10 protein-coding genes and 1 pseudogene are annotated in these 12,380 nt (G+C 35.9%); 8 read left to right on the top strand and 3 right to left on the bottom strand.

Annotation, left to right across the window (positions count from 1 at the left end):
- Position 1: 1 nt before the first annotated feature.
- The 3 genes and pseudogenes from ACK3CR_RS00655 to ACK3CR_RS00645 all read right to left on the bottom strand — a co-directional run.
- Complete coding sequence (locus ACK3CR_RS00655; protein ID WP_488974549.1) at positions 2-4,558, bottom strand: amino acid adenylation domain-containing protein; 4,557 nt, start codon at positions 4,556-4,558, stop codon at positions 2-4.
- 14 nt (positions 4,559-4,572) lie between these two features.
- Positions 4,573-5,826 (bottom strand): MFS transporter, encoded by a 1,254-nt coding sequence (locus ACK3CR_RS00650; RefSeq protein WP_488974548.1) that lies wholly within the window; start codon positions 5,824-5,826, stop codon positions 4,573-4,575.
- 118 nt (positions 5,827-5,944) lie between these two features.
- Positions 5,945-6,545, bottom strand: a pseudogene (locus ACK3CR_RS00645) (reverse transcriptase domain-containing protein); the annotation flags it as partial.
- Positions 6,546-7,063: 518 nt separating this feature from the next.
- On the opposite strand from ACK3CR_RS00645, the gene ACK3CR_RS00640 reads away from it, so the two are divergent.
- The 8 genes from ACK3CR_RS00640 to ACK3CR_RS00605 all read left to right on the top strand — a co-directional run bounded on the left by ACK3CR_RS00640 (position 7,064) and on the right by ACK3CR_RS00605 (position 12,372).
- The gene (locus tag ACK3CR_RS00640; RefSeq protein WP_488974547.1) at positions 7,064-7,330 is read left to right on the top strand and encodes a winged helix-turn-helix transcriptional regulator; all 267 of its coding nucleotides are present in this window, start codon (positions 7,064-7,066) and stop codon (positions 7,328-7,330) included.
- Between the two features lie 419 nt (positions 7,331-7,749).
- Complete coding sequence (locus ACK3CR_RS00635) at positions 7,750-8,793, top strand: flavin-containing monooxygenase (protein WP_328124020.1); 1,044 nt, start codon at positions 7,750-7,752, stop codon at positions 8,791-8,793.
- Positions 8,794-8,901: 108 nt separating this feature from the next.
- Entirely contained in the window at positions 8,902-9,432 is a 531-nt protein-coding gene (locus ACK3CR_RS00630) for a DinB family protein (protein ID WP_488974546.1), read from the top strand.
- A 386-nt stretch (positions 9,433-9,818) separates the two neighbouring features.
- Complete coding sequence (locus ACK3CR_RS00625) at positions 9,819-10,022, top strand: hypothetical protein (RefSeq protein WP_243509952.1); 204 nt, start codon at positions 9,819-9,821, stop codon at positions 10,020-10,022.
- 390 nt (positions 10,023-10,412) lie between these two features.
- On the top strand, positions 10,413-11,021 hold the full coding sequence (locus ACK3CR_RS00620; protein ID WP_328124018.1) for a transglutaminase-like domain-containing protein: 609 nt from the start codon (positions 10,413-10,415) through the stop codon (positions 11,019-11,021).
- A 71-nt stretch (positions 11,022-11,092) separates the two neighbouring features.
- Positions 11,093-11,395, top strand: a complete 303-nt coding sequence (locus tag ACK3CR_RS00615) for an ArsR/SmtB family transcription factor (RefSeq protein WP_328124017.1) — start codon at positions 11,093-11,095, stop codon at positions 11,393-11,395.
- A 74-nt stretch (positions 11,396-11,469) separates the two neighbouring features.
- Complete coding sequence (locus ACK3CR_RS00610) at positions 11,470-11,898, top strand: DMT family transporter (protein ID WP_243509962.1); 429 nt, start codon at positions 11,470-11,472, stop codon at positions 11,896-11,898.
- A 12-nt stretch (positions 11,899-11,910) separates the two neighbouring features.
- Entirely contained in the window at positions 11,911-12,372 is a 462-nt protein-coding gene (locus ACK3CR_RS00605; RefSeq protein WP_328124016.1) for a DMT family transporter, read from the top strand.
- Positions 12,373-12,380 lie beyond the last annotated feature (8 nt).

Raw genomic sequence — 12,380 nt, 5'->3', positions numbered from 1 at the left:
TTTACACCCTCTTCTTTGTTAATTTAAGTAATACTTTACTCAAGCTTTCTTCCGTAAGTTCCTCTGCGTCAGCAAAATCTGATACTGTAAAAGCAGACTCAGTTGTTGGTTTATTTATAAGTTGACGAAGATGCCTCAACATACCATCTGCTATCTCTTGAATTGTTAATCTAGAAAACTGTTCTCTACTATACATCCAAACAAAATGTAATTTCTCATCTTTTACCATACCGATAACATCAATTAGATGAGATAGTTTGGACTCTGGAGCATGATCTAAAAATGTAAACCTTGTCTCTTGTATAAACAAAGATTCCTTTGAAAACACTTGATCAAATTGGCCCAAATAGTTAAAGCTTATTGACGGTTTTTGCTGATAAAACGGAAGTAATTCTCTATTCAAGTAACGTAAAACACCATAATCAACGCCACGATTCGGAATTCGACGCAATTGATCTTTTACAACCTTTAATCCTTCAATAGGTGTTGTTGGCCCTTGAAAATTAAGATGAACAGGATAAATACTCGTGAACCAGCCCACTGTCCGCGAGAGATCCATACCTTCAATCATCTCTTCTCTCCCATGTCCTTCTAGATGGATAGAAACCGTTTGCTGATTGGTATGATCGACTATAGCTTGTCCTAACGCCGTCAATAATACCTCGCTAATTCTTGTCTTATGAGTCACCGGAACTTCTTGTAACAACGTATGGGTTTCTTCTGCCCCTAAAGTCCTCGTCACTTGATCAATCGATTCTTCTGTTGTTTCTTGTATTGGGTAGTCCGTTGGAATCTTCATCACTTCTTTTTCTTCCTGTTCATTCCAATAATTTTGTACTTCTTTTGAAATACCAGAATCACTGTATGTCTGTAGTCGTTCCGACCACTCTTTAAAAGATGTACTTTTCACAGGTAAACGAACTCTTTGACCTTGTTTTATCTGATTGTATACTGCCTGTAAATCTTCCAATAGAATTCTCCATGATACTCCATCTACTACTAAATGATGAATCACCCAAAATAATCGATCATTCCCATTCAACATATCCTCGAAGTAAACTACTCTCATCAACGGACCTGTAACTAAATTGAAACTAGATTGTGTGATATTCATCTCTTCTTGTATCACTTGATTCCACGCTTGTTCATTAGCATTGTTCCGTTTTACCACACGAAGTACAGACTGCTCATCAATTCCCTCATTTCTCTGTCTCCACGTGCCATTTGGTAACTGTTTGTACCGGAAACGTAAAGCATCATGGTGTTTGAGTAAGTTTAATATAGCTCCCTCTAGTAACTTCATGTCCAATCTCTCTTTTACTCTTAAAAGCATTGATTGATTCCAATACTCCGGACGTGGATGTTCTTGCTCGAAGAACCAGTACTGAATTGGAGTAAGAGGTACATCTCCTGTCACCACTCCCTGCTCCGCTTGTACTCCCTGAGTTTCTATAACCACTTGTGCCAACTCGGCAATAGTTGGACATTCAAACATTTGCTTTGGAGTGAATTTTAATCCCACTTGACTCGCTTGTGATATAATTTGAATGCTGAGAATCGAGTCGCCACCAATTTCAAAGAAGTTATCATAAATTCCCACCTTTTTAACTCCTAATACTTGCTTCCAAATGGTAGCCAGTTTTTTTTCGTTACTACTCTGAGGGGCAACACATTCGCTGTTAATCTTCTCTTCCTCTGGCAAAGGCAAGGCATCATGATCAACTTTCCCGTTAGCGGTTAGTGGAATGGCTTCCATCGTCACAAATCCTGAAGGGACCATATAACTCGGTAGTTTTGCTTTTAGATACTCCCTCCACGCACCTACATTGCTATCTCCTACAACATATGCCACTAATCGTTTATCACCCGGCTGATTTTCTCGAACAATCACAACAGCCTCTTTTATAGATGCATGTGCGTTTAAAGTAGACTCAATTTCCCCAATCTCAATTCGGAAACCACGGATTTTAACCTGACGATCAATTCTTCCACAATAATCCAGACTCCCATCAGGCAAGTGCCTCGCTAAGTCTCCTGTCCGATATAATCTTGCTTTCGGTTCATTACTAAATGGATGAGGAATGAACCGCTCTGCAGTTAATTCAGGTCTATTTAAATATCCACGTGCAAGCCCTGCTCCACCAATATAAAGCTCACCTTCTACCCCAATAGGTACAGGTTGTTGGCAAGCGTCTAGCACATACACTTCTAAATCTTGAATCCGTTTTCCGATATTACTTCGTGAAGAGTGGCAGACCTCATCTTGAGTAATCGGAGAATAAGTAACGTGAACGGTAGTTTCTGTAATTCCATACATATTGATTAATTGTGGTTCTTTCTCTCCATACCTTTGAAACCACGGTAGCAAGCTAATAGGATCTAACGCTTCCCCACCAAATATCACATAACGTAGATGCAAATTTTTATTCTTATCTTCTTGTTCACATACCTGTATTAATTGTCGAAATGCAGAAGGTGTCTGATTTAGAACTGTGACTTCTTCCTCTACCAATAGTTGATAAAAGTCCTTAGGCGATCGACTAATCCAGTAAGGAACAACGACTAATTTCCCACCATACAATAATGCTCCCCAAATTTCCCATACTGAGAAATCAAATGCATAAGAATGAAAAAGCGTCCAAGTATCTTTTTCATTAAACTGGTACCAACAGTCCGTTGATTTAAATAAACGAATAACATTGTGATGTTCTATCATAACGCCCTTCGGATTCCCGGTTGATCCCGAAGTATAGATTACGTAAGCTAGGTGTTGAGAACTTACATCTGAAATCGGTAAAGTCTTACTTTCTTGCCCAATCTCATTCCAATCACGATCCAGGCAAATCGATTCAATATTTCCTGGTAACCATTTTAATTCTTTTAAACTTTCTTGCGTTACAACTAACTGAATGCTAGCATCCTCTACAATATATTGAAGTCGCTGCTCTGGATATGTTGGATCAATTGGAACATAAGCTCCACCAGCCTTCAAAATCCCTAAAATACCTACAATCATTTCGAAAGAACGTTCAACACAAAGTCCAACCAAAGCATCAGGTCCTACTCCTTTTTTCTGTAGATAATGGGCTAACTGATTTGCACGTTCATTTATCTCTCTATAGGTAACTCTCTCCTTTTCATATATTACTGCAATAGCATTCGGATAAAGTATCGCTTGCTGTTCGAACAATTCATGAATAGTTGCTCGAGGTGAAAAATCAAGCTTAGGATTGTTGAACTCTATTAAACTTTTTCTTTTATCTTCTTCAGAAATGATTTCGATTTCAGCTACCTTCTGCTTTGGATTTTCAAAAGCATTTTCTATTATTGCTAACATAACTTTTAAAAAACGTTTTATCTCTTCCTTAGAAAATAGCTCTTCATGATAATCAATATGTATTTGTAAAGAGTCTATATCAATCAAATTTTCAATATGCACTGCAAAATCTTGCACTTCTTCACCGTTTGGAATCCAAAGTGAGTCACCACTTTCATCCCGATCTCTATAATCAATCGTAGTTCCGAAAAGTCTAACATTGCTGTTATTCTCTTTATTAATCTGTTTTAATAACAAATCAAATGGGTATTTCTGATGTCGTAATGATTTGCTTTGTTTTCTGGAAACCCGCCCAATAAATGAAAGGACTTCTTCTTCAGGATCAATATCCATTCTTAAAGGAACCGTACTCACCATCATTCCAATTAATTCCCGTTCCATTTTAGTCATACGATTGCTATAAACCATTCCTAATGCAATATCAAGCGATGAGGTCCACCGATACATCGCCAACGAAAACGCAGCAACAAAAAGAGTATATTTACTAAATTTATAATCTTCAGAATTTTTTTCTATCTTTCTCTTCAAGTCTTCCGATAAAATAAACGTCTCGCGAGATGCTCTGGTACTAACTTGGTACGCATTATAGGATTTCAATCCCGTCACAGATGGAAGTGTTTTGAATTCCTCTAACCAGAATTTTTGATCTTTTTGAAAGCGAATACTATTCAAGTATGTTTGTTCATTGATCAGAAATTGAACATATGAATTTCTAAGTACGCCTTCATCAGTCTCGCTATGAATCTCATAATAATATTTAGCAATCTGACTAGTGAAAATTTGAATTGATAAACCATCCATGATAATGTGATGAACATTCCCAAAAACCGCACATTCATTATCGTTTAATTTTATTAAAGCGAAATAATATAAATCAGAATTAAATAATGTAAACGTTTCTTGTGTTTTCTGCTCGATCCATTGCTCCAGCAAATCTGAATCTTCCCCAGAACTGAAATCGAAAAACTCAAATTCTTGTTCTTCATGTTTAACAAAATATTGTTCAGGTTCCCGATGCCCATTTTCTTTTAGTCTGATGCACAGACCATCATTTTCACTAATAACACGATTCACAACTTGGTTTAATTTCGAATAATTCATTTTTTTATGAAGTTTAAACAAAAACCTTAAATTACATATTCCTTTACCGGAATGAATAACTTCTGTATACCATATTCTCCTCTGCGGATGACTTAATGAATAATATTCCTCATTGGTCATAAGAAATCTTCCCTTCAAAAATTATTTACTCTTATAGGTTCTTGTTTATGTTTAACCCATAAATATTTCTGTAGTGAAACCCCAATTACTCCAATGATAATAAGCCCAATCCCTCCATAAACATAGAGTTGAGTTACCCCAAACAAATGAACTAGTGGGCCGCTCATAGCAGGAGAAATAATTAGGACTGCGTTTGTTAAACTACTTTGAATACCAAATACTCTTCCTACTTGATCTTGATGGGATTCTATTTGTAAAATGACTTGATTAGATACAAGCATCAGTCCACTTCCAATACCAGCGATAAAACTAATCAGATAGGCCCAAACGAAGACCGTACCGGGAGTTATCAGCCCAATCCCTCCAAAACCAATTCCCATTAAAACCATACCTCCACATACTACCCAACCATATTGAAATTGTTTTAATTTCTGAGTTAATAACGCACCAAGTATTCCACCAAGACCAATAATAGAAATGATGTATCCCATTTTACTTTTATCATTTGGAAACAAGCTCTTAAATAAAGTAGGGAACTGTGAGTCTACTAATTGTAATACTGCCATAGCTATTGTAACGAAAATCATGGTTGATAATATTATCCGATTAGATAATACGTAACCCCAACCTTGTAACCAAGCGGTCCAATTGCTTTGCTGTTGCTTTTCAATATGTTCTCTTGACAGAGATTCCTTAAATTTTATTGTAGGCAACAGAACCAAAGTAGCTAGTAAACAACTTATCGCCCTTATAATGAGGCAGAACTCTGGATGAAACCAGCTCAGCAACATTCCTCCTATAAGTGGACCTACTATCTTGGTTCCCTGCTCAACTATACCGTTGATACTTACTGCTTTAGTAAGCAAATCAGGAGAAACAATCTGGCGTGTTAGTGTTTGCTGTGCAGGATAATAGAAAACGATAAAAATAGAACGAATCATTAATACTAATAAGAGCCAATAAATACTGTGGACAAATAAAAGAGCAATTGTTAATAGACCAACCATAAGATTACAAAACATCATAATAGGAATTTTTTTGAAACGATCTGCAATCACACCTGCCCATGAACTAAATAAAATCCCAGGAAGTGCATACGCAACAGGAATCAATCCAATCATGGTGGGGTCTACTTCCCATTCAAAACCAACAATAGTCATAATGGCTAACATATCAATAAATACCCCAAGCATAAGCAGTGAATATGCAGAGAAAACCTGTAAATAAACCCTATTTTTCCATAGACTTTTTGAGTCAGTAGTTTTCATAAGAATGGGCTCCTTAAGTTGATTAAAATAAATGTTCTAATTGCATAGTTCCATCTCCCAATTAATTGTTTACCGACATGACTGTGGATAGATCTAGAATTAACAATTGCTCCGCTTGTTCAATCTCGGCTTTCAAGAGTTTTGAAGTAATCGATAGTACCGTCTTATCCTTTATACCTAACGACCATATCTGTTTCAGTGGTTTACATTATCAAAGAATCCTTTGATATCTATGTCTATACAGTGATAGAGTCCACTCAAATTGATGAGTAATTCCAATCTGGCTTCGGCGTGATGGGTACTTCGATTCGGTCTGAAACCATAACTATATTTATGGAATTTCGCTTCGCAAATAGGCTCTAAGACTTGTAACATATACTGTTGAAGAATTCTATCCCATATCGTTGGGATTCCCAAAGGTCTAGTTTTTTCATTCGATTTAAGAATGAAAACCCGCCTGACTTTTTCCGGGTTATACGATTGAAGCCTGTTCTGAACTTTATCAATGACTTCTTCTACTGATAAGTGTTTGATATCTTCGATCGTTAATTGATTATAATCTGTGGTCTTACTTTCTGTATTTCTCTTTATATTTGATAGGCAAGACGGATATTTTCATTAGAACGGATTACGTTCATTAAATCACAAAAATTGTGACCATTAACACCTTGAGAGTAAACTGTGATATTTTGATGGAATCTCTGACCAATATTGCTCATTTTCTTCTATGTCATACTCAAAGGCTATCTTTTCTCCGGGTACAATTATTAGATTAATGCTTACTGAAGAAATTCCTCAGTAATGAAATTTGTAATTTTCCATTTGATACAATAAGCTTCCTTTTAAATGTGTATATGGATATGTTGACCAATAGTTTTAAGCAATTTAAAGAATATTATGATCCTCCTCTTTTATATCCATTCTTTTCATTTTTCTAAAATCCTCCATTTTATTACAAATTTTTCTTATTTTTTCTTATCGGCACCCCCTATTCCTTTTTTGTTATCATAGGAATAAAGGAGGCATAAAAGATGAAGGATTATGAATATCGAAATGGTCGTCTCATCTAAACGAATAAGAAATTTTCTGCTTTAACTAAGAAGCAAAAAGAGCACATTGGGCGAGGTTTAAGAGAGCGATATATAAAGATGAGGAAATATCCTGGAGTAAAACTTCCTCCGAAAAAACGAGATCAAATATTAGAGGAAGTATTTGAAATAATTAAGGAAAAGAGTATATGGATTCCTTTTGGAGAGGTAAAAAAATATTATTACAGCAGGATCTCTTCTTTTATTGGCAGTCATCGGAAACAGCCACAGAACCAGAATCAAAAAATGTGAGTCCACGCACTCTCTCCCTAAGTTTAAAAGAGTTGGAAAACGAAGTTATTATTTCACGAAAAATATACGCAGAGATCACACCACATGTAGAATACTCTCTTACATACAAAGGAGAAACATTACGCCCTATTTTTGAAGCAATGAAAGAATGGAGAAACGCTTGAGATGTGTTAGGTATAAGAAGCGTCTATGAGGATTGAACAAAAAGACTTTTTTACTCATCAAATGCGTTCTGCTGTTATTAAAAATAGAGGACCTTATGATTCCAAATTAGCGAAGAAACAGAGTTTTTAGACCGAGAAAAAGGCGAAAAATAACGCTACATGTTTTAGAAAAAACAATAGAGCACTACACCTTTATAAAAAGTTAGGCTTTAAAGTTGAAGAGATTTTACGAACTAACAAAGTAATATGCAATGAGCAGAATTCAGTCGTGAATGTACATCTCTCCTTTTTCCTTTCCTATTTATCAATTTCCTTATCTAAGACATAGTCTATAAAGAAAGTTTAATTAGGCAATCAAACAAGGTACTTATATGTTAATATGATTATATAATCATATATAGAATAAAGGTGTGATGCTTATGTACGATGTTATTATTATTGGTTCAGGCCAAGCTGGATTATCAATGGGCTATTATTTAAAGAAAACCGATCTCTCCTTTGTCATTATTGATCAAAATACCCGCATTGGCGATACGTGGAGAAATCGGTATGATTCACTCACTTTATTTACTCCTCCTCTCTATAGCTCTTTACCTGGATTAAGGCTAAAGAAAGAGCGGAACTGTATGCCAACGAAAGATGACATTGCCGACTATCTTGAGAACTACGCTAAAACATTTTCCCTGCCTGTTCAACTTGGCATTCATGTAAAAAGTGTCGCAAAAATTGATGGTTTCTTTTCGCTTGAAACAAATAAAGGGGTAATTAAAGCTCGAAATCTTATTGTTGCGACAGGTCCTTTTCATACACCTAGAATTCCTTCCTTCGCTAAAAAACTTTCAAAAGATATTGTTCAACTTCATTCTTCTTCTTACAAAAATCCTTCACAACTAAAAGATGGAAATGTTTTAGTTGTTGGTGCTGGAAACTCTGGAGCTCAAATTGCAGTAGAATTAGCGAACACTCATGAAACGTATCTCTCTACTAGCGGCAAGCTGCGATTTCTCCCCTTTTTTATCATGAATAAAAATATTTTTTGGTGGTTTGACAAGCTCGGAATCCTAAAAGCCACAAGGGACTCTTTTATCGGACGAAAACTTCAGCTATATGGTGATCCTATCTTTGGAACAGAGTTAAAAACGAAAATAAAAGCTAGTCTTGTTCACTTAAAAGACCGCACTAAAACAGCTAGTGAAAATGAAGTGATTTTTACTGATGCTTCTACATTAAAAGTGAATAATATTATTTGGGCAACAGGTTTTAATCCTAACTACACTTGGTTGAACTTTCCTAACTTAGTTGATAAACAAGGAAACATCATTCATAAACGCGGCATTACTCATCAAAAGGGTGTATTTTTTCTCGGCTTACCTTGGCAATACCGAAAAGGTTCTTCATTGCTTGAAGGAGTTGGAAAAGATGCTCATTATCTTTATCAACACCTCTTAACTCATATAAGATAAGCTTTATGTATCCCTAACGAATTACAAGTAATTTAAAGGTTTTTTAGGAGAAACAGTCTAATATTATATTTTTACGGCTTAACAATGGAATTAGAAAAGGAGAATCCAATGACAAACTTCCCACTACAGTTTTATCAGTTCAATACTTGGGCAAACGAGCAAATTTTCAAGCGTTTAAAAGAGCTTCCAGAAGAGACTTACTGTGAGGAAATTCAAAGCATCTTCCCGTCTTTTTCTCACGTCCTAGCGCATGTTTACCTTTCTGATCTTGGATGGCTTGATGTGTTCTTAGGGAAAGATTTACTCCATGCATTAAACTTAGCAAGGGAACATAAAGAAGAGATGGAAGCAAAAAGCTTAGCAGAAATGGAGCAGCTTTTTACGGATTTATCAGAGCGCTACAAAACCTTTCTAAGCAAAGAAGAAAACTTACCCAAACAACTCAGTATCCAAAATCCAGCTGGGGGAGTAATGGAAACAACGGTAGGTGATCTTGTTCCTCACATTGTGAATCACGGCACATATCACAGAGGAAATATTTCAGCGATGCTGCGTCAAATGGGCCACTCTTCTGTGCCGACAGATTATGGGCTGTATTTGTTTTTATTCGCCCAAAAAGAAAAGTCCTCTTTCACATAAGAGGACTTTTTTAATATGTAATAGCTTTCTCCGTTTTTGCTTCTCTTGATGTATCTTCTGAAAAAATAAAGATAACGGCAATTACAAACAGCATTCCGAGAAGATGAGAAATGCTTTATTTAAAGGTTTTGAGCTGATCCAAAAGTGATACAACTGCTACTCTTTATATCGAAGGGAGCATCGCCAAAATTATTACATTGATTTGGATATTGTCTTATTAGATAGACTCTCATCTTTGTACATCCTATTTAATTTTAGACTTCCATATTTATCTTCTCTTTCATATAATTATTTGTTATTGCAACTCTGGTTTATTCGAATAAAAAGGAGAAAGAAACAGAGAATAAGGGAGAATTTTTAATACAGGATAAGAAAGGAGATGCGAAATGATGAAAAACAACATTCAAGTGTTACCTATCATTGCTTCTGTTGGTATTGGAGCAGCTGCTTACAGTATGATGACAGGACGTGGTGGACAACTTCAAAATGTAATGCCACATATGTTAAATATGAACTCTCAAGGAAGCAATCAAATGATGGGACAACAAATGGGGCAACAAACGAATCAAACGAGTCAACAAAACCAATAATACATCCTTTACGCTTTCAAGCTCCCTCCAAGGTTCGACATTTCCCTTCTTTCCTAACGGGGAAAGAAGAGAAAAAATCCTCTATTCCCCCTGAATAGAGGATTTTTTGCCCATGGTCATATTCTTCTCATAATAAGTATCATTAGCTTAATGATGTTTTAATCTTTCTCAACGCATATTCTGAAATTCCTATTAATAACAAAGTGACCTAATGACAACTTTCTCCCCCTAAAAACGATATACCCCTGTTACAGAATCATTTTCCTCATTATACCCTACTCAATTGTAAAAAAATACAAATTTCAAATTCTTTGAGGAAGAAATATCTATTCACCCCTTATGAATCAATATATAATTTAATGTATGATAATTCATAAAGGAGCTGTTTATATGGGCTTAGTTCTTCAGTCTACTAACCTGCATGATTACTTAATTTCTACCCCTGAAGTGAATTTCACACATCCTTCTCTTATGAAAAAAGCAGATGAAATTTATGCAAAGTCCACAGATAAGCTCCATTATGCTAAAGAAGCTTATGAATTTGTAAGAGATCACATCGCTCACTCATGGGATATCCGAAGTCACCGTGTGACAAGAACCGCTTCTGAAGTATTGGAGTATAGGGAAGGAATTTGCTATGCAAAGTCTAACTTACTCGCTGCCCTTCTTCGTGTAAAAGGCATTCCAACAGGCTTTTGCTATCAAAGACTCACCTTGTTTGCTACACCTGAAGATGGCTATTGTATTCATGCTTTGAATGCCGTGTATATTGATGCTGAAAACAAATGGATTCGCCTTGATTCACGTGGAAACAAGCCTGGAGTGAATGCGCAATTTTCGCTTTATGAAGAAAAGCTCGCCTTCCCTGTTCGTTCCCATTTGGATGAAAAGGATTATCCAACAATTTATATGAATCCACATGAGAAGACAGTGAACGTTTTAAAAGAACATAGCGATGGTAGAGAAATGTACATGAATGGTTTACCGAAAAGTATTTAAAAAATACGGCAGAGAGACACTCGAGTTTTTAAACATTGACATATCGGTATACTACGATTAGTATATAAGACATGAATTCAATCGATATTTTCAAAGCACTTTCAAATGAGATACGTCTAGACATCTTGACGTGGTTAAAGGATCCTGAGAAACACTTTAATACGCCTTCTGCGTACGTCGAAGAAAAAGGAGGCGTATGTGTTGGAGATATTCAAGAAAAAGCTAATTTATCTCAATCGACAATATCTCATTATTTATCGATGATGCAGAAGGCAAAATTATTACAATCAGAACGTCATGGAAAATGGACGTATTATCGTCGTAATGAAGAAACAATTAAAGAATTAGAGAAATATGTGAGAGAGAAACTATAAAAGTTTTTTTCTCTGTTTATCATTTCGATAATTCTAGATATATAATTATTTAATTATTAGGAAGGAGTATTACTATGCGCTATGTCATCTACATCATTGCTTTACTAGCTGGCGCTTCACTAAGCCTAGAAGGAGCCATTTATGGAGAGCTTGGCAAAGTGATTGGAGAGCTGGAAAGCAGCTTTTATAACTTTGCTGGTGGTTCTATCATTATGGGACTATTATGGATTTTCTTTGGAAAAGGAAAATTATCATATACCAGAGAGGCGCCGAAATGGACACTAGTTGGCGGACTTTTTGGCCTTATATATTTAACTTCGATTGTGATTAGCGTTCCATTTGTTGGAGTTGGCATTACAATGGTATCGATTGTCATTGGCCAAATGGTCATGAGTATGTTTATTGAACACTTTGGCTGGCTTGGAAGTCAAAAAATAGCGGTCAACAAAGAAAAAGTTTTCGCACTTATTTCGATGGTTATTGCCCTTATTTTAATTTACTAGGAGGTTTAAGCTATGGCAATTGCAATGGTTATTTTTACATTAATCGGCGGAATCGTTCTAAGTGCTCAATCCTCTGTGAACGGAACACTTAGTCGAAAAGCTGGAACAATTGAAACCACTCTTTTCACTTTTATTACAGGTTCTCTATTTCTTGCTCTTATTATTTTATTCTTCGGTCAAGGAAACATTTTAGCGATTATGGAAGCGCCAAAATGGCAGCTAAGTGCCGTCTTTTTAGGGGTTGCTTACCTTTTATTAACTGTAATTGCAGTACCTCGAATTGGCGTTATTGCAACAAACATTGGAACCATTATTGGTCAGCTTATCACAGGTATGATTATTGACCATTTCGGCTGGTTTGGCGGTCTTGAAATTCATATTGATGGCAAACGTTTGGCAGCTTTAGCGTTTATGCTGCTTGCTTTATACTTTGTGTACAAAAGTAATAAACGTGTGAAACAAGAAAGAGCATAAAAAAAGGA

The organism is Priestia sp. TRM10, assembly GCF_057808375.1.
The sequence above is the reverse complement of the archived record's forward strand: the minus strand, read 5'-3'. Positions and strand labels throughout refer to the sequence as shown.

Excerpts from the sequence above, each read along its gene's own strand:
- ACK3CR_RS00655 (WP_488974549.1), bottom strand. The coding sequence starts at position 4,558 with ATGACCAATGAGGAATATTATTCATTAAGTCATCCGCAGAGGAGAATA.
- ACK3CR_RS00650 (WP_488974548.1), bottom strand. The coding sequence starts at position 5,826 with ATGAAAACTACTGACTCAAAAAGTCTATGGAAAAATAGGGTTTATTTA.
- ACK3CR_RS00640 (WP_488974547.1), top strand. The coding sequence starts at position 7,064 with ATGGATTCCTTTTGGAGAGGTAAAAAAATATTATTACAGCAGGATCTC.
- ACK3CR_RS00635 (WP_328124020.1), top strand. The coding sequence starts at position 7,750 with ATGTACGATGTTATTATTATTGGTTCAGGCCAAGCTGGATTATCAATG.
- ACK3CR_RS00630 (WP_488974546.1), top strand. The coding sequence starts at position 8,902 with ATGACAAACTTCCCACTACAGTTTTATCAGTTCAATACTTGGGCAAAC.
- ACK3CR_RS00625 (WP_243509952.1), top strand. The coding sequence starts at position 9,819 with ATGATGAAAAACAACATTCAAGTGTTACCTATCATTGCTTCTGTTGGT.
- ACK3CR_RS00620 (WP_328124018.1), top strand. The coding sequence starts at position 10,413 with ATGGGCTTAGTTCTTCAGTCTACTAACCTGCATGATTACTTAATTTCT.
- ACK3CR_RS00615 (WP_328124017.1), top strand. The coding sequence starts at position 11,093 with ATGAATTCAATCGATATTTTCAAAGCACTTTCAAATGAGATACGTCTA.
- ACK3CR_RS00610 (WP_243509962.1), top strand. The coding sequence starts at position 11,470 with ATGCGCTATGTCATCTACATCATTGCTTTACTAGCTGGCGCTTCACTA.
- ACK3CR_RS00605 (WP_328124016.1), top strand. The coding sequence starts at position 11,911 with ATGGCAATTGCAATGGTTATTTTTACATTAATCGGCGGAATCGTTCTA.